The sequence below is a fragment of the Paroceanicella profunda genome (assembly GCF_005887635.2).
GTDB classification, from domain to species: domain Bacteria; phylum Pseudomonadota; class Alphaproteobacteria; order Rhodobacterales; family Rhodobacteraceae; genus Paroceanicella; species Paroceanicella profunda.
The window spans coordinates 24608-41696 of record NZ_CP040818.1; the positions used below are offsets into that span (position 1 = coordinate 24608).

At 73.7% G+C, this 17089-nt stretch carries 12 protein-coding genes; 8 read left to right on the forward strand and 4 right to left on the reverse strand.

Features of this window, described 5'->3' with window-relative positions; all coding sequences use genetic code 11:
• Positions 1 to 27 precede the first annotated feature (27 nt).
• The 3 genes from FDP22_RS00125 to FDP22_RS00135 are packed head-to-tail and all read left to right on the forward strand — an operon-like array spanning position 28 to position 2425.
• On the forward strand, positions 28 to 723 hold the full coding sequence (locus FDP22_RS00125) for an HAD family hydrolase (RefSeq protein WP_138575827.1): 696 nt from the start codon (positions 28 to 30) through the stop codon (positions 721 to 723).
• Positions 720 to 1235, forward strand: coding sequence for a hypothetical protein (locus tag FDP22_RS00130; RefSeq protein ID WP_138575826.1), 516 nt, complete (start codon positions 720 to 722; stop codon positions 1233 to 1235). Before FDP22_RS00125 ends, FDP22_RS00130 begins: the two co-directional genes overlap by 4 nt.
• Positions 1232 to 2425, forward strand: coding sequence for a patatin-like phospholipase family protein (locus FDP22_RS00135; RefSeq protein WP_138575825.1), 1194 nt, complete (start codon positions 1232 to 1234; stop codon positions 2423 to 2425). The genes FDP22_RS00130 and FDP22_RS00135 overlap by 4 nt, the downstream gene beginning before the upstream one ends.
• Before the next feature lie 290 nt (positions 2426 to 2715).
• Here FDP22_RS00135 and FDP22_RS00140 read toward each other — a convergent pair whose 3' ends face one another.
• From FDP22_RS00140 to FDP22_RS00155, 4 genes are all read right to left on the reverse strand, one after another.
• The gene (locus FDP22_RS00140; protein WP_138575824.1) at positions 2716 to 4146 is read right to left on the reverse strand and encodes a Glu/Leu/Phe/Val family dehydrogenase; all 1431 of its coding nucleotides are present in this window, start codon (positions 4144 to 4146) and stop codon (positions 2716 to 2718) included.
• Between the two features lie 624 nt (positions 4147 to 4770).
• A complete protein-coding gene (hrpB, locus tag FDP22_RS00145; protein ID WP_138575823.1) occupies positions 4771 to 7257 on the reverse strand; it encodes an ATP-dependent helicase HrpB in 2487 nt (828 codons plus the stop codon).
• Entirely contained in the window at positions 7254 to 7613 is a 360-nt protein-coding gene (locus FDP22_RS00150; protein WP_170317527.1) for a Rieske (2Fe-2S) protein, read from the reverse strand. Before FDP22_RS00150 ends, hrpB begins: the two co-directional genes overlap by 4 nt.
• A gap of 628 nt (positions 7614 to 8241) precedes the next feature.
• Positions 8242 to 8793, reverse strand: a complete 552-nt coding sequence (locus FDP22_RS00155; protein ID WP_138575821.1) for a 2OG-Fe(II) oxygenase — start codon at positions 8791 to 8793, stop codon at positions 8242 to 8244.
• Positions 8794 to 9315: 522 nt separating this feature from the next.
• On the opposite strand from FDP22_RS00155, the gene FDP22_RS00160 reads away from it, so the two are divergent.
• The 5 genes from FDP22_RS00160 (at position 9316) to FDP22_RS00180 (ending at position 16692) form a co-directional block, all read left to right on the forward strand.
• Entirely contained in the window at positions 9316 to 10080 is a 765-nt protein-coding gene (locus FDP22_RS00160) for an SDR family oxidoreductase (RefSeq protein ID WP_138575820.1), read from the forward strand.
• Positions 10081 to 10802: 722 nt separating this feature from the next.
• Positions 10803 to 11981 (forward strand): aspartate aminotransferase family protein, encoded by a 1179-nt coding sequence (locus FDP22_RS00165; RefSeq protein WP_138575819.1) that lies wholly within the window; start codon positions 10803 to 10805, stop codon positions 11979 to 11981.
• The gene (argF, locus tag FDP22_RS00170) at positions 11978 to 12907 is read left to right on the forward strand and encodes an ornithine carbamoyltransferase (RefSeq protein ID WP_138575818.1); all 930 of its coding nucleotides are present in this window, start codon (positions 11978 to 11980) and stop codon (positions 12905 to 12907) included. Before FDP22_RS00165 ends, argF begins: the two co-directional genes overlap by 4 nt.
• A gap of 126 nt (positions 12908 to 13033) precedes the next feature.
• Entirely contained in the window at positions 13034 to 14197 is a 1164-nt protein-coding gene (locus tag FDP22_RS00175) for a GIY-YIG nuclease family protein (protein WP_138575817.1), read from the forward strand.
• Between the two features lie 1175 nt (positions 14198 to 15372).
• A complete protein-coding gene (locus FDP22_RS00180; RefSeq protein WP_239031825.1) occupies positions 15373 to 16692 on the forward strand; it encodes a DEAD/DEAH box helicase in 1320 nt (439 codons plus the stop codon).
• The last annotated feature ends 397 nt before the right edge of the window (positions 16693 to 17089 follow it).

The following is a 17089-nucleotide window of genomic DNA, read 5'->3' on the forward strand; positions in this document are numbered from 1 at the left end:
CGCGCTGCCGCCCGGAGGATTGCCGCGATGCACGAGCGGATCAAGGGGCTGCTGTTCGACAAGGACGGCACGCTGTTCGACTTCCAGTCCTCCTGGGCACCGGTGTTCGCCCGGGTCGTGGCGGAACTGGCCGGAGATGACGCCGCGCGGGCCGGCGCGCTCTGCGCCGCCGGGGGCTTCGATGCCGGGCGCGGGCGCTTCACCCCGGCCTCCCCGGTGATCGCCGGCACCTCGGCCGACATTGCCGCCTGCCTGCTGCCGCACCTGCCGGGCTGGGACGCGGAGCGGCTGGAAGAGCTGCTCAACCGCCGGGCCACCGGGGTGGCGATGTCTCCCGTCACCGATCTCGCCGCCTTCACCGGCCGGCTGCGCCGCGCCGGGCTGCGCACCGGCGTCGCCACCAATGACGGCGAGACCGCGGCGCGCAGCCACCTGGGCGCCGCCGCCGCCGGCTTCGACTACATCGCCGGCTATGACAGCGGCTACGGCGCGAAGCCGGGGCCGGGCATGGTGGAGGGGTTCCTCGCCGTCACCGGGCTCGCGCCGCGGGAAGTGGCGATGGTCGGCGACAGCCTGCACGACCTCGTCGCCGCCCGCGCCGCCGGCACGCTCGCCATCGCCGTGCTCACCGGCGTGGCCGGCGCCGCGGATCTCGCCCCGCATGCCGACCTCGTGTTCGACAGCATCGCCGACCTGCCCGCCTGGCTGGAGATCGCCCCATGACGACCGCCCCCTCCCCCATCGCCCGCCTGGGCTGCGCCGCGCCGCGCCGGGTGATCGCCACGGCCGTTCTGGGCGCATTGGGCGTGTTCCTGCTGGTGCTCGCGGTGGAGCAGGCGGGCAGCGGCGCGTGGAAGACCCTCGTCCTGGCGCTGGCCGGGCTGGGCACGCTGGCGCTCACCCTGCTGGTCTGGCGCGCCACCGGCAGCACGGTGCTGCTCACGGAAGAGGCCCTCACCACCTCCGAGGGCACCCTGCTCTGCCCGGTGAGCGAGATCGTCGCGGTGGAGAGCGGGTTCCTCGCCTTCCGCCCGGCGAACGGTTTCGTGCTGCGGCTGAAGAGCCCGGCCCCGCGCGGCTTCGCGCCCGGCCTGTGGTGGCGCTTCGGGCGGCGGCTGGGCGTGGGCGGCTCGGTCTCCGCGCAGGAGGCGAAGGTGATGGCGCAGGCGATCTCGCTGCAGATCGCCGCGCGCGCCGCCCCGGCGGATGCAGCGGACCCGGCAGATCCCGCATGATCGCGCGCCGTGCGCTGCTCGGCGGGCTGACCGCCCTGGCGGCGTGCTCCGGCCTGCCCCGGATGCCCCCGGCGATTCCGGCCCCCGAACGGGATTCCATCGCCGCGCTGCCCGGCTATGACCGCATCCGCTTCTTCGGCGACGAGGTCTCGCCCCGCGCAAGCGACATGGTCGAGATGATCGTGAACCGCCGGCGCGCGAGCCATGTCCGCCCGGGGAAGTTCGACATCCTCGCCCTCTCGGGCGGCGGATCGGACGGGGCCTACGGCGCCGGCCTGCTCACCGGCTGGAGCGCGCAAGGCGACCGGCCGGAGTTCGACGTGGTCACCGGCATCTCCACCGGCGCGCTGATCGCCCCCTTCGCCTTCCTCGGGCCGGAGGAGGACGACCAGATCGCCCATCTCTACACCAGCATCTCGCTGGACCAGATCGTGGAGTTCGCGCCGCTGAAGGCGCTGTTCGGGGCCGCCTCCCTGGGCGATTCGACGCCGCTGCTGCGGCTGCTGCGCGAGCAGATCACGCCGGAGTTCGTCGCCCGGATCGCGCAGCAGTACCAGCGCGGGCGCGTGCTGCTGATCGGCACCACCAATCTCGATGCCCAGCGCCCGGTGATCTGGGACATCGGCGCCATTGCCAGCTCCGGGCGCGAGGATGCGCCGGAGCTGATCTGCAGGGTGATGCTGGCCTCCGCCGCGATTCCCGCCGCCTTCTCGCCGGTGCTGTTCCGCGTCACGCAGAACGGCGTGGCGGGCAGCGAACTGCATGTCGACGGCGGGGTCACCCAGTCGATCTTCGTGACGCCGCCGGGCTTCGACACCCGGCCGATCATGGACCGGCTCGGCGTGCCCCCGGAGGGCCGCGCGCTCTGGCTGATCCGCAATGCCAGCCTGCGGCCGGACTATGACCCGCTGCCGCTCGGGGTGCTCGACATCGCCCAGCGCGCGGTGAGCACGCTGATCAAGTCGCAGACCACCGGCGATCTCTTCGGCATCCAGGCCCGGGCGAAGGAGGACGGTTTCGCCTTCCACCTCGCCTATGTGCCCGAGAGTTTCGACGAGCGCGAGACCGCGCCCTTCGACCCGCAGTACATGGCAGCCCTCTTCGCCCTCGGCCGCCGCGAGGCCGAGGCGGGCTATGACTGGAAGTCCTCCGTCTATCCCGCGACGGTCAACCCCGACGCGGGGAACTGACACCCGAGGCGCGGCAAGCCGCTGCCCGGTCACGCAGCGCCTGTCATCCTCCCGCAGCTCACCCGCCACCGGCAACGCCCGGTGCAACCACCCTCCGCCCGCCCGGAGCGGGCACGAGACCCGGCATCGGGGACAAGCGCCTCCGGCTGGCTCTGGCCGTACGCGTGCGCGACGGGACAGGCTTTGCCTGCCGCCGCCCTCACGCCCCGCCCTGCGGCGGAACCGGGCACCGAAGGTTCCCCGCTGCGCCCGGACCGGGCCCGGGCGGTTCGCTCCGGTGCCGGGCCGTGTCAGAGGCCCAGGGCGCGGTAGCTCTGCGACACCCGGTCGATGGAGACCACGTAGGCCGCGAGGCGCAGGTCGGTCACGTCGGAGCGGCTGCGCCAGACCGAGCGCATCGACTGGTAGGCCTCGCGCATCGTGTCATCGAGGCCCGAGCGCACCAGTTCCAGTTCCCCGGCCCCGTGGAGATAGTTCTCCTTGAACCCCTCGGAGAGCGCGCCGGCGAACTTCATCTGCCCGCCGATGCGCTCCAGCTCGTCGACCAGAAGCTGGTGGCGCGCCTCCTCCTGCCGCCGCTGCATGCGCCCGAAACGGATGTGGCTGAGGTTCTTCACCCATTCGAAATAGGAGACCGTGACGCCGCCTGCGTTCGCGTACATGTCCGGCAGGATGATGGTGCCCTTGGAGCGCAGCACCTCGTCCGCTCCGGCCGTGGTGGGGCCGTTCGCGGCCTCCACGATGAGCGGCGCCTTGATCGAATGCGCGTTGGAGAGGTTGATCACCCCTTCCATGGCGGCGGGGATGAGGATGTCGCAATCCTCGCACAGCACGGTGGAGCCGTCCGCCACGTAGGTGGCGCCGGGGAAGCCGCGCACGCCGCCGGTCTCCGCGATATGGGCGCGCACCCGCTCCACCGGCAGGCCGGTGGGGTCCAGGATGGCGCCGTCGCGCTCGATGATGCCGGTGATCAGGCAGCCGTCCTCCTCGGAGAGGAACTTCGCGGCGTGGTAGCCCACGTTGCCGAGCCCCTGCACGATCACCCGCTTTCCGGCCAGCTTGCCGGTGAGATGCGCCTCCGCCACGTCCTCCTTGTGGCGGAACATCTCGCGCAGGGCGTATTGCACGCCGCGCCCGGTGGCCTCGGTGCGCCCGGCGATGCCGCCGGCGTTCAGCGGCTTGCCGGTCACGCAGGCGCGGGCGTTGATGTCGGTGGTGGCCATGCGGCGGTACTGGTCGGCGATCCAGGCCATCTCGCGCTCGCCGGTGCCCATGTCCGGCGCGGGCACGTTCTGGGAGGGGTTGATGAGGTCGCGCTTGATGAGCTCGTAGGCGAAGCGGCGGGTGATTCGCTCCAGCTCGTCCTCCTCCCAGGCGCGGGGGTCGATGCACAGGCCGCCCTTGGAGCCGCCGTAAGGCGCCTCGACCAGCGCGCATTTGTAGGTCATCAGGGCCGCGAGCGCCTCGACCTCGTCCTGGTTCACCGAGAGGGCGTAGCGGATGCCGCCCTTCACCGGCTCCATGTGCTCGGAATGCACGGCGCGGTAGCCCGTGAAGGTGTGGATCTGCCCGCGCAGGCGCACGCCGAAGCGCACGGTGTAGGTGGAGTTGCACACCCGGATCTTCTCCTCCAGCCCGTCAGGCAGGTGCAGGAGCGCGGCTGCGCGGTTGAACATGATGTCGACGGATTGGCGGAAGCTCGGTTCGTGCTGGATCTGCATTCCTATCCCCTGTGCCAGGTGTGTCCGGCATTCTGTGTTTCGATTCCGACGCGAGGAACCTTGCCAAGGAATTAACCCTGTTTCATGCAATTTCGAACAATGCACGGAAACAGGCGGGGAAACCCGCCCCGCGGGGGTCCATCCGCCGCCCCCCGGCGCGGGCACCCCTTCACCCGGCAAATCCAGGGCGCCGGCGGCCCCCTCGCGCGGTGGTTTGCCGGGAGACGCACCCGGGGCAGCACGCCCGGGGCCAACGGGCCGTCGCGGGATGACCGGGTAGCCCCCCGGCGCTGGGTGCCCCCGATCTCCACGTGGAGTGCACTGCGGGCTTCCGGGCGGGCGCGCCGCGCAGTGGTCGGGGAACGCCCATGGCGGGCAGCGCGCTTCGGGCTGGCGGACCGTCGCACGAGGAGCGGGCAGCCCCCGACGCGGGTCTCCCGACCGCCGCGCGGAGTGCGTTGCGGGTTGCCGGGCGCGCGCTGCGCAGTGGGCGGGAGATGCCCGCGGCGGGCAGCCCGCTCCGCTCCGGCGGATCGTCCCAGGAGGACCGGGGGGCCCCCGGGCGCGGGGGTCCCGGCCCCGGGATCCTATGGACCCGGGGCGCCCGGCCGCGGCGAAGAGGGGTCAGGTGCCGCGCGGCTTCGCGCGGCGGGTGGGTTCGGCCACGGTCGGGTCCTCCGGCCAGGGGTGGCGCGGGTAGCGGCCGCGCATGTCCTTGCGCACCTCCGCATAGGAGCGGGCCCAGAAGCCGGGGAGATCGGCGGTCACCTGCACCGGGCGCCCGGCGGGCGAGAGCAGTTCGAGCTGCAGCGGCAGGCGCTTCGGCCCGATCACCGGGTGCTCGGTGAGGCCGAACATCTCCTGCAGCCGCACCGAGACGGACGGATGCGCGCCGGACCAGTCCACCGCCAGCGTCGTGCCGGTGGGCGCGGTGATCTGCGCCGGAGCGAGCCGGTCCAGCGCCTGGCGGCGCTCCCAGTCCAGCAGGCTGTCGAGCGGGCCGAGGAGATCGATCCGCGCGAGGTCGGCGGCGCTGCGCGCCCGGCCCAGGTGCGGCTCCAGCCAGGTGCGGATGCTGGCGCGCAGGCCCTCGGGGCTCATGTCCGGCATGTCCGCCCCCTGCCCGCGCAGGAACTCCACGCGCGCGGTGAGCAGGCGCGCGGGCTTCGACCAGTTCAGCGCCTCCAGCCCGAGGTCGCGCAGGATGCCCTCGCACATCGCCGCGGCGATGGCGGCGGCGGGCACCTCGCGCCACACCCGGTCCTCCAGCACCAACGCGCCGAGCAGGGAGCGGCTGCGCGCCACCACGGCACGTTCGCGCCGCGACCATTCGCAGACCTCCGCCTCGGCCAGCAGGTCCGGATGCAGCGCCTTCGCCTCGGCTTCGGAGAAGGCGGCGGCGAGGCGGATGCGCGCCTCGCGCTGGTCTCCGTCCAGGTCCAGCGCCACCAGCATGCGCCGGGAGGCGAGCGGGTCGGCCGCGTCCAGCACCGCGCCCTTGCCGCCGGAGAGCAGGTAGCGAGGATCGTCCCCGCGCCGGCGCAGGCCGATGCGGTCCGGCCAGGCGAGGGAGGCGAGGCCGGCGGGCGTGGGAGCGGCGCCTTCCCCCGGCTCGCGCGCGGCGCGGAAAGCCGGGTGGCGCGCGAGGCGCGTGGCCTCGGCGCGGATGCGCTCAAGGGCCGGCCGCGCGGCGGCGGCCTCGCCGGGGCGGTTCAGCGCGCGCAGGCGCAGGTCGAGATCGGCGCCCGCGCCGCGCAGCGGGTCACGCTCTGAGACGAGCGCCGCGATGCGGGCCGCCGTCTCCCCCGCGCCGAGGGCCGCGCCGCGCAACAGCATGTGGCCCAGGCGCGGGTGCAACGGCAGCGCGGCCAGTGCCCGGCCATGCGCGGTGACCCCGCCGCGCGCATCGAGCGCGCCCAGCGCCGCGAGCAGCGTGCCGGCCTCCGCCAGCGCCTCCGCCGGCGGCGGAGTGAGGAAGGGCAGCTCGGCCGCTGCGGCCCCCCAGAGCGCGAGTTCCAGCCGCAGGCCGGTGAGATCGGCGGCCTCGATCTCGGCGGGGGCATGGGCGGCGAGCGCGCCCTCCTCGCCCCGGGTCCAGAACCGGTAGCAGACCCCCGGCGCCACGCGGCCCGCGCGGCCGCGGCGCTGCTCGGCCTCCGCGCGGGTCACCCGCTCGGTGACGAGGCGCGACATGCCCGAGCCCGGGTCGAAGCGCGCCCGTCGGGACCGTCCGCCATCCACCACCACGCGGATGTCGGGAATGGTGAGCGAGGTCTCGGCGATGGCGGTGGAGAGCACCAGCTTGCGCCGGCCCGGCGGGCCCGGCGCGATGGCCGCGCGCTGGCGGGCGAGCGGCAGGGCGCCGTAGAGCGGCTGCAGGTCCACCCCGGCGGGCAGCCGGCCGGAGAGGGCCGCCTCCACCCGGCGGATCTCGCCTTCGCCGGGCAGGAAGACCAGCACGCCGCCCTCCGTCTCCGCCAGCGCGCGCGCCACGAGATCGGCCAGCGCCGCCTCGAAGCGCGGGCCGCGGGCGCCGGGTTTCGCCCAGGGCGCGTCGAGATGCCGGGTCTCCACCGGAAAGCTGCGCCCCCGGGCCGTGACGATGCCCGCGCCCATCAGCTCCGCCACGGGTCCGGCCTCCAGCGTGGCCGACATCACCACCAGCGCGAGGTCCTCGCGCAGCGCGCCGCGGGATTCGAGGCAGAGCGCGAGGCCGAGATCGGCCTGCAGCGAGCGCTCGTGGAACTCATCGAAGATCACGCAGGCCACGCCCGGCAGGTCCGGCTCCGACTGCAGCATCCGGGTGAGCACGCCCTCGGTGACCACCTCCACCCGGGTGGCGGCGGAGACGGCGGCCTCGCCGCGGATGCGGTAGCCCACCCGGCCGCCCGGGCTTTCCCCCAGGGTGTCGGCCATGCGCTCGGCGGCGGCGCGCGCGGCCACGCGGCGCGGCTCCAGCATCAGGATGCGGCCCTCGGGCAGCGCCTCCATCAGCGCCAGCGGCGCCCGCGTGGTCTTGCCGGCGCCGGGCGGGGCCTGCAGCACCGCCTGCCCCTCCGCCTGCACGCGCGCGACGAGCTCGGGCAGGACGGCGTCGATCGGCAGGGTCACGCAGCGACCACCTTTCCGCCCTCCACCGCAATCGGGATGGCCCAGAGCCCGCAGGAGACCGGGATCGATCCCTCCGCCGGCGCGCCGGTGCGCGCGTCGAAGATCGCGGCGTGGTTCGAGCACATCAGCTTCGTGCCATCGGCCGAGAGGATGGAGGGCGCGCGCCAGTCCAGCGGCAGGTACTGGTGCGGGCAGGCGTTCCAGTAGGCGCGCACGCTGTCGCCCTCGCGCAGCAGGATCACGCCGAACTCCTCCAGCGTCAGCACCCGCACCCCCTGTTCCAGCGCATCGAGCGCGATGATCTCCTGCCCGGGCGCGGGGGCGCCTTGCATCGTCTTCCAGGGCTCCGTGGCCATGTTCCGTCCTCCCTCTGCCATCCGTTCGCGGCGCATCATCCCGTTTCGGGCGGGATTTGCAAATCCGCGCGCATCTCCCGCGGCTCAGGCGCGCGATCGCCCCGGGGACCAGGCTGCCGGGCGGAGCGGGGCGAGTCGCAGCTGCAGGCCGCCCCGCCGGCGATAGCCCCGCACAGGCCTCCCACGTCCACCGGCTCAGCGCCGATCTCATGCGGTCGCCCGGTCGGGGGGGGCCGGCCGCCTCTGGCAACCGCCGGCCGCGCTTCAGGCGCAGCCAACCCCCGGAAAGGGCCTTGCGGGACGACCAAACGGCGCGGGTCTCACTCGCGACCCGGCCCGATGCGGACCCGGGGTCGAGCACGGCCCGGAAAGGACCTCGAGCTAGACACAGCCCGGGACGGGCCTCGGGGTCAGCGCGGCCCGGGGCGGCCTCCGCGGCCAGACACGACCCGGGACGGGCTCGTGGCCAGGCATGGTTCGGGGCGGCGCCCGCGTTCGGCACGGCCCGGGTCGGGCCCCGGGTTCGGCACAGCCCGGGATGGACCCGGGGTTGAACACGGTTCGGGGCGGGCTCTGGCTCAGCCATGGCCCGAAACCGGCCTTCGGGGGCAGGAACCGCCCGGCGCCTTCAGCGGAAGGCCGGGCCGTGCACCCAGGTGGTGAGCGAGTGGCGCGCGCCGCGGGTGACGGGCGTGACCCGGTGCAGCACGAAGGCGGGGAAGAATGTGGCCGAGCCGCGCGCGGTGTCCGCGCTGCGGATATTGGCGTCGGCGTTCGTCTCCAGCGCGCCGCCCTCATAGGCCTCCGGCGCGGAGACCTGCACCACGAGGGTGAGCTTGCGCCGGCGGGCCAGCGCGCCGTCGCCGATGTCGGTGTGCCAGTCGAAATGCCCGCCCTGCGCCTCGCCGTACCAGGCAAGCTGCATGCGCTCGGCGAAATCGGTGAGGACGAAGTCGAAATGCGTGCGGTTCACCTCGGCCACCGCCGCCACGATGCGCTCCATCACCCAGTCGGCGGAGCCCGCGTCATCCAGCCAGGCGATGCGCGCGGAGCGGATGTTTTCCAGCAGCGCGCCCCCCACGAGACCGCCCTGATCATAGCCCGCCGCCTCGCCCAGCGCGGTCAGCGCATCGCATTCGGCCGGGGTGAACAGCGCGGGAAGGGTGACGGGAACGAACATCGGCATGCTCCGGCAGGAAAGGCTGCCATAGACCCGCTCCGCCCGCGGCTGTCTGACACGCGGGCGACGCGACGGATGTCGTTTTTGCGCCTCCGTAGCCCTCCCGGCGGCCGGAACCGCGACCTCCCGGCGGGGCCCGGCGCCTCCCCCGAGCGCGAGGACGGCACCGCACCCGAGCAGCCTTGCGGCCAATCGGCGAGGCCGCCGGCCCGGCGCGCAGCCGTGCGGGCGGAGAGCCCGGCCGGGCCGTCAGCCACCTGTCGCCCGCCCGGCGAAGACCCGGCGCCGGGCTGCGACGGCTGACACGGGCGGCCACCCGGCGGGCCGTCGCGCGGGCCGGGAACGGCCCCGGGCCCGGCAGGCGCAAGGTGGCATGGAGCGCGGTCGGAGAGCCCGACGGGGCAGTCCGGCGCCCCGGGGCCGGGACGTGGCGCGCGCCCGGGGCCCGTGGCAGGGCAATACGGCCATGGCGATCCCGGCTCCGGATGCTAGGTATCGGGCGGAAGGCGAAGGAGGACAGGCATGAGCGAGCGCGTTCTGATCACCGGCGGCGGCAGCGGCATCGGGGCCGGCCTGGCCCGGGCCTTTGCCGCGCGGGGCGACCGGGTGGCGATCTGCGACAGTGATCCGGAGGCGGTGGCCCGGTGCGCCGCGGAGCTGCCCGGAGCCATCGCCCGCACCGCCGACGTGACGGACGAGGCCGGGATGGCGGCCTTCCTGTCGGAGGTGGAGGCGGAATGGGGCGGGGTGGACGTGGTCTGCGCCAATGCCGGCACCGGCGGGCCCGCGGGGCGCATCGAGACGCTGGATTACGCCGCCTGGCAGGCCTGCATCGCCACCAGCCTGCACGGCGCCTTCCTCACCTGCCGCTGGGCGGCGCGGCTGATGCGCGCCCAGGGCAGCGGGCTGATCGTGCTCACCTCCTCCACCGCCGGGCTGGCGGGCTACCCGCTGCGATCGCCCTATTCGGCGGCGAAATGGGCGATCGTGGGGCTCACCAAGACGCTGGCGATGGAGCTGGGCCCCGCGGGCGTGCGGGTGAACGCCATCTGCCCCGGCGCGGTGGAGGGCCCGCGCATGGACCGGGTGGTGGCGATGGAAGCCGCCGCCAGCGGCCGCTCGGAGGAGGAGACCCGGGAGCTCTACGTGCGCGGCGTCTCCCTGCGCACCTGGGTGAGCGTGGAGGACGTGGCCGCCGCCGTGCTGCACCTCGCCTCGCCCGCGGCGCGGCGGATCTCCGGGCAGATCCTCGCCATCGACGGCCATACGGAGACGCTGGCGCCCTGACGGCTGCCGCGCCCGGGGGCCCTCGGGTGCACCGGGTCTGCCCTGCGGCGCCGACAGCGCATCGCACCCCGCCGAACCGGGCCGCATCTGCCGGCGCGCAGCGCGCAGCTCTTCGCTGCCCGCGCACTGTGTCCGGCACGGGCTTGCCGTCGGGCCCCTCGCCGCCGCCCCTCGCGAAGGCGGCTGGGGCCGTCCCGACCCGATCGTGACCTTCGCTGCCCGCGCGCTGCGTCCGGCGCGGACCTGCCGTCGGGCCCCTCACCGCCGCCCTCGTAAAGGCGCCTTGGGCCGTCTCGACCTGATCGTGACCGTCGCTGCCCGCGCGCTGCGTCCGGCACGGGCCTGCCGTCGGGCCCCTCGCCGCCGCCCCTCGCGAAGGCGGCTGGGGCCGTCCCGACCCGATCGTGACCGTCTCCAGCCGCCGGGCAGCACGGCGCTAGCCTGCCCGGCGCGGGATGCAGGCCCCACAGGGCCTGCGGCCGAAGCCCGTGCCCGCGCGAAGACCTCCTCCCCCTCCTGCCAGGCGCGCTGCACCGGCACCGCGGTCCGCCTGCGGCGGCCGGGGGGAGGCCGCGGCGGGGCCAGGCGCATCCGGCCGGGCCGGGACGGCACTTGATTGACATCCCGCCGTGCATCATGTTTTGTCCCGCGAGCCCCCCGTCGCGCGGTCGCCGGCGGGGTGTTTTCATTTGAACGCGACCGATGCAGAGGAGACGACCGAGGTGATTACGCCCGTCCTGCCAACCTACGCGCGGGCACCGCTTTCATTCGTGAAAGGCGAGGGCCCCTGGCTGGAAACCGAGACCGGAGAGCGCTACCTTGACCTGGGAGCCGGCATTGCCGTGAACATCCTGGGCCATGCAGCCCCCGTGCTCGTCCGCGCGCTGGAGGAACAGGCCCGACGAGTCTGGCACACCTCGAACCTCTACCGGATCCCGAACCAGGAAGAGCTTGCCGCAGGGCTGGTGGAACACACCTTCGCGGACACGATGTTCTTCACCAACTCGGGCACCGAGGCGATCGAGTGTGCCATCAAGATGGCGCGGAAGTTCCAGAGCCATGCCGGCCACCCGGAGCGCTTCCGCATCGTCACCTTCCAGGGCTGCTTCCACGGCCGCTCCACCGGTGCCATCGCCGCCACGCAGGGCGAGAAGATGGTGGGCGGCTTCGGCCCGCTCATGCCCGGTTTCGACCAGGTGCCGCTCGACCTCGACGCGGTGCGCGCCGTGGTGGGCCCGGAGACGGCCGCCATCATGATCGAGCCCATCCAGGGCGAGGGCGGCATCCGGGTGGTGGAGGCCTCCTTCCTCAAGGCGCTGCGCGAGATCTGCGACGAGAACGGCGCGCTGCTGATCCTCGACGAGATCCAGTGCGGCATGGGGCGCACGGGGCGGCTCTTCGCGCATGAATGGTCGGGTGTTACGCCGGACATCATGACCGTGGCCAAGGGCATCGGCGGCGGCTTCCCGCTCGGCGCCTGCCTTGCCACCGAGCATGCGGCCTCCGGCATGACCGCGGGCACCCATGGCTCGACCTATGGCGGCAACCCGCTGGGCTGCGCCATCGGCCTCGCCGTGCTGGGCGAGGTCACCGCGCCGGGGTTCATGGATGGCGTGAGCCGCGCCTCGGGCCACATGCGCCAGAGGCTGGAGGGGCTGGTGGCCAGCCATCCCACCATCTTCTCGGAGGTGCGGGGCCAGGGCCTGATGCTGGCGCTCAAATGCGTGCCGGCGAACGGCGAGGTGGTGAAGGCCGGCTACGCCGAGCACGTGATCACCGTGCCCGGCGGCGACAACGTGGTGCGCCTTCTGCCGCCGCTCAACATCACCGAGGCGGAGATCGACGCGGGTATCGCCCGGCTCGACGCCGCCGCCACGGCGATGGAGGCAGCGGCGCAATGACCCGGCATTTCCTCGACCTGCACAAGGTGGAAGCCCAGACCCTGCGCGAGATCCTCGCGGACGCGCAGGCGATGAAGAACGCCCGCGCGGGCCTGCCGCGCGGCACGAAGGATTCCGAGCAGCCCCTGGCCGGGCGCGCGGTGGCGCTGGTGTTCGAGAAACCCTCGACGCGCACGCGCATCTCCTTCGACGTGGGCATCCGCCAGATGGGCGGCGAGACCCTGGTGCTCTCCGGCTCGGAGATGCAGCTGGGCCATGGCGAGACCATCGCCGACACGGCGCGCGTGCTCTCGCGCTACGTGGACGCGATCATGATCCGCACCTTCGAGGAGAGCACCCTCCTCGAGATGGCGGAGCATGCGACGATCCCGGTGATCAACGGGCTCACCAACCGCACCCATCCCTGCCAGATCATGGCCGACGTGATGACCTATGAGGAGCACCGCGGGCCCATCGCCGGGCGCAAGGTGGTCTGGGCGGGCGACGGCAACAACGTCTGCGCGAGCTTCCTGCACGCGGCCGGCCAGTTCGGCTTCGACTTCACCTTCACCGGCCCGCCGACGCTGGACCCGGAGCGCGAGATCGTCGACTGGGCCCGCTCGCACGGGGTGAAGGTGGAGATCGAGCGCGACGCGGCGAAGGCCGTGGAGGGCGCCGACCTCATCGTGACCGACACCTGGATCTCGATGCATGACCCGCAGAGCGCGCGCGAGCGACGCCACAACCAGCTCCGCCCCTACCGGGTGGACGAGCGGCTGATGAGCCTCGCCGGGCCCGACGCGCTGTTCATGCACTGCCTGCCCGCCCACCGTGAGGAGGAGGCGACCGGCGCCGTGATGGACGGCCCGCATTCGGTGATCTTCGACGAGGCGGAGAACCGCCTGCACGCCCAGAAGGGCATCCTGCGCTGGTGCCTCGGCGTCTGAGCCCCTGCGCGACCGCGGGGGCGGTTCCGCCGCCCCCCTGCCCGCCGGCATCCCCGGCACCCTGATCCAAGATGCGGCCGCGATGGCCGGGGCCGCGCCCCCGCCCAGCCTGCCGCGGAGACCCTGATGTTCAATATCTGGCAACGGAAGAAATCCGGCACGCGGGAGCGGCTGTGCATCCTGCACGCAGGCCAGCACAAGACCGGCTCGACCACGCTGCAGAACTTCCTTACCCAGAACGCGAACCGCCTGCAGCGCGACGGCGTGCTCTACCCCAAGGCCGGGCGCAGCCTCGCGCGCACCCAGCACGTGGACCTGCTGCGGCTGATCGCCGGGCAGCCGCTGTTCTCCTCCGGCGACGGGCTCATCGAGGCCTTCGACGAGGAGATCGCGCACACCGATCACGAGGTGCTGCTGCTCTCCTCGGAATTTCTGTGCAGCCCGCTCTACTTCCGGCCCAACCGGCTGGTGCAGGACTTCCTCACCGCGCGCGGCTACCGGCTGCACGGAGTGATGTACCTGCGCGACCAGCCGGAGTACCTGAATTCCGCCTATGCGGAGCGGGTGAAGATGGGCCGCGAGCACCGGCCCTTCGCGGAGTTCGCCGAGGGCGTGCTGACCGGCACCATCTCCGGCGCGGGCACCGCGATGGAATTCCACCGGCTGCGCCGCCCGGAGGTGACCGACTGGGGCACCCAGACCTTCCGCCCCTACAGCCGCGCCGTGCGCCGCAACGGGGTGGAGGCCGATTTCATGGAAACCCTGCTCGGCATCCTGGCCGAGACCGGCCATGCGCCCGGGCTCACCGCGGAGCGGGTGGCCGGTTTCGCTCCTGCCGAGCGCGCCAACATCTCCACCGGGCCGCTGCACATCGCCATCGGCCGGAGGGTGGCCGCCAGCCTCGCGCCGCGCTTCGATCATCGCACGCTGGTGCGGGTCACCGAGGGCGTCTACACCGTGATCCACGAGATGCTGCTGCGCGAGGGCATCTCCGAGCGCTCCTACACCGGGCTGACCCCGGAGATCTACGCCCGCATCCGCGCCCATTACGCCCACCGCAACCGCGGCGTGGGCCGCGAGTTCTGGGAGCGCTCCTGGGCACGGGTGTTCCCCGCGCTGCCCGCGACACGGTTGGTGACCAACGATCTCGACCTCGACAGCCCCCGCGGCCCCGCCGGCCGGCAGGAGAAGAAGGTGAACCGCCTGTTCCGGCTGGTGATGCCCGAGATTGAGGCCAGCGTCGCCGCCGCCCTCGCCGCCCTCCCGCCGGAACCCGCCAGCCAGGACTGATCCGCCCGGCTCCGCCAAAGCGCGCGCCCGGTACCGGCCAACGCGCGCGCCCCCGGCCCCTGCGGATGCACGCCTGCCGGCCCCGGAGGACCGGTCTGCCAGGCCGGAGGCCAGGTGCCGCGATGCGCATCGCCCCAGCGCATCACTCCCCCCGGGGTAGCGTCCCCTCCTCGCCACCCATGCCGACGCGCGCCTGCCGGCACCGGCGCTGCGATGCCATAGCCCCGGGCGCGCGCGCCCGCATCACTCCCCCCGGGGAAGCACACCCCTTCCACTCTGCCGACGCACGCCCGCCGACACCGGCGAACCGGTCTGTCGGGCCCGGCACTCCGTGTTGAGATGCGCATCGCCGGCGTATCACGCCCCCGGGGTCGCGGCCCCCTCCCGGCCGCCCCTGCCGATGCGCGCCCGTCGGCACCGGCGGACCGGGCCCGTCGGGCCCGGCACCCGGCGATGCAATGCGCGTCCCCCGACGCGCGCCCACGCGCATTACTCCCTCGGGGAAGCACACCCCTTCCCGCCACCTCTGCCGATGCACACCCGCCGGCACCGGCGGACCGAGCCTGTCGGGTTCGGCACCCCATGTTGAGATGCGCATCGCCCGGCGTATCCCTCCTTCCGGGGTCGCGGCCCCCTGCCGGCCGGCCCTGCCGCGCGGCCCCGCCGGGGCCACCTGCCGCCCGCGCGCGGCGGGAGCCGAGCCTGCGATGGAGGGCTGCGCGTCGCCCTCCGCGCTTGCAGCGAAGGATGTTTCCCCGCTGGCGCAAGGGCATGGCCCGTCGCGCCCGTGGGTCCGGGCGCGCGCGTCGGCGGGCCCGGCGGTGCGCGCAGGCGGGCCGAGCGACGTGCGCCGGGGGGCGGGGTGGCGTGCCTCACTGAACCGGGCGGATGCAAAACGCGAATCTGCTGCACTGCACCCATCGACCCTTGCATCCGGCGGACCGACAGTCTATCTGGTGCACTTCACTGTGGCGTCGTTTCCTCCGGCAGGGCCGGGCGGGGCGACAGGCGTGGGTTCCGGAAGCATCCGGCCGGCGCCGGATCCCCACACCAGCGGCAGCGACAGCGCAAGACGTGTGATCACGTATCGTCGCCCCCCTACCCCGTCTTTGCCAGATGCGCTTGGCGATGGCAGCACCCGGATGGCCACAGCCATTCCGGACAAAGGACCTGCTTTGACCAACGATACCTTCCGGGCCTTCGGCCTGGCTCCGTCCATCCTGTCCGCTCTCGACCGGGCCGGCATGACCACCCCCACCCCCATCCAGGCGCAGGCGATCGCGCCGCAGCTCGAGGGCCGCGACATCCTGGGCATCGCCCAGACCGGCACCGGCAAGACTGCGGCCTTCGCGCTGCCCATCCTGCACCAGATCCTCGACATGCCGGGCCGGCCTTCGCCGAAGACCACCCGCGCCCTCGTGCTCGCCCCGACCCGCGAGCTCGCCGTGCAGATCGAGGAAGCCTTCCGCAAGTTCGCGGACGGCGCCCGCCTCTCCACCGCCCTCGTGCTCGGCGGCGTCTCGCGCAATTCGCAGATCCGGCGCATGGCGCGCGGTGTCGACGTGCTCGTCGCCACGCCGGGCCGCCTCACCGACCTGGTCGGCGAAGGCCATATCCGGCTCGACGAGACCCGCTTCGCGGTGCTCGACGAGGCGGACCGCATGCTCGACATGGGCTTCGTGCGCGAAGTGAAGAAGATCCACGCCGCCCTGCATCCGCGCCGCCAGTCGGCGCTGTTCTCGGCCACCATGCCGACCGATGTCGCCGGGCTGGCCGAAGGGTTCCTGCGTGATCCTGTCCGCATCGCCGTCGCCCCGCAGGGGGAGACCGCCGGCACCATCACCCAGAGCGTGGAAGTGATGCAGCACGCCGAGAAGCGCTTCCGGCTGGCCGAGCTGGTGGGCAGCACCGATGTCTCCCGCGTCATCGTCTTCGCCCGCACCAAGCGCGGCGCGGACCGGGTGGCCGAGAACCTGGGCAAGGACGGCGTTCCGGCCGAGGCCATCCACGGCAACAAGGCCCAGAACGCCCGCCAGCGCGCGCTCGACGCCTTCCGCTCCGGCCGGGTCAAAGTGCTCGTGGCCACCGACATCGCGGCCCGCGGCATCGATGTGCCGGGCATCAGCCATGTGGTGAACTACGAGCTGCCCGACGAGGCGGAGAGCTACGTGCACCGCATCGGCCGCACCGGGCGCAACGGGCTCGATGGCATCGCCATCACGCTCTGCGCTCCGGATGAGGGCGACAAGCTGCGCGCGATCGAGAAGCTGACCCGTCAGCAGCTCGCGCCCGAGGGCTTCAAGTCCACGCCTTCGACGACGGCCCGCAAGGGTCGCGGCGGCGGGAACCCGGCCAAGCCGCACTCCGCCCGCCGCGCCCAGCAGGAGGGTGCGCTCACCGCGAAGGGCCCGCGCGCCCCGTCCGGCAAGCCCGCCGGCGTTGCAGCGGCCCGCCGCCGCCCGCGCCGCACCGGCCGCTCCGGCGCCGCCGCCTGAGCCAGCGCGCGCCCGGCTCCGCCGGGACATATCGCCTGACAGAGACGCCGCCGGGGCTTCCCCCGGCGGCGTTTTTCATGCGCCGTGCCCTCCGCCGCCGGCCCCGCGACGGGCGCCGGGACCGCGCCGCCGGGCCGGCCAGCGCACGACCTCCGCACGGGCCACGTCCCCGACGCTGCGTGACATCAGCCATCCCCCCATGTCCGCGACATCCCTCTCGAGCGCCATGCCCCCCGCTGCTCCCGTGAGGCGCCCCGCGGGGCCGACCAGAGCTTCGCCACCCACCGCGCCGCAGGGGCAGTGGCCAGTGCAGCGAGCCCACCGCCCGGCGTGCCCGGCGTGGCCGCGCCCTTACCGGTGTCGGGCCGCGTCGCGCGCCGGGCGTGGCAGCGCCATT

Coding starts and splice junctions, on each gene's coding strand:
- FDP22_RS00125 (WP_138575827.1), top strand. CDS start 28: ATGCACGAGCGGATCAAGGGGCTGCTGTTCGACAAGGACGGCACGCTG.
- FDP22_RS00130 (WP_138575826.1), top strand. CDS start 720: ATGACGACCGCCCCCTCCCCCATCGCCCGCCTGGGCTGCGCCGCGCCG.
- FDP22_RS00135 (WP_138575825.1), top strand. CDS start 1,232: ATGATCGCGCGCCGTGCGCTGCTCGGCGGGCTGACCGCCCTGGCGGCG.
- FDP22_RS00140 (WP_138575824.1), bottom strand. CDS start 4,146: ATGCAGATCCAGCACGAACCGAGCTTCCGCCAATCCGTCGACATCATG.
- FDP22_RS00150 (WP_170317527.1), bottom strand. CDS start 7,613: ATGGCCACGGAGCCCTGGAAGACGATGCAAGGCGCCCCCGCGCCCGGG.
- FDP22_RS00155 (WP_138575821.1), bottom strand. CDS start 8,793: ATGTTCGTTCCCGTCACCCTTCCCGCGCTGTTCACCCCGGCCGAATGC.
- FDP22_RS00160 (WP_138575820.1), top strand. CDS start 9,316: ATGAGCGAGCGCGTTCTGATCACCGGCGGCGGCAGCGGCATCGGGGCC.
- argF (WP_138575818.1), top strand. CDS start 11,978: ATGACCCGGCATTTCCTCGACCTGCACAAGGTGGAAGCCCAGACCCTG.
- FDP22_RS00175 (WP_138575817.1), top strand. CDS start 13,034: ATGTTCAATATCTGGCAACGGAAGAAATCCGGCACGCGGGAGCGGCTG.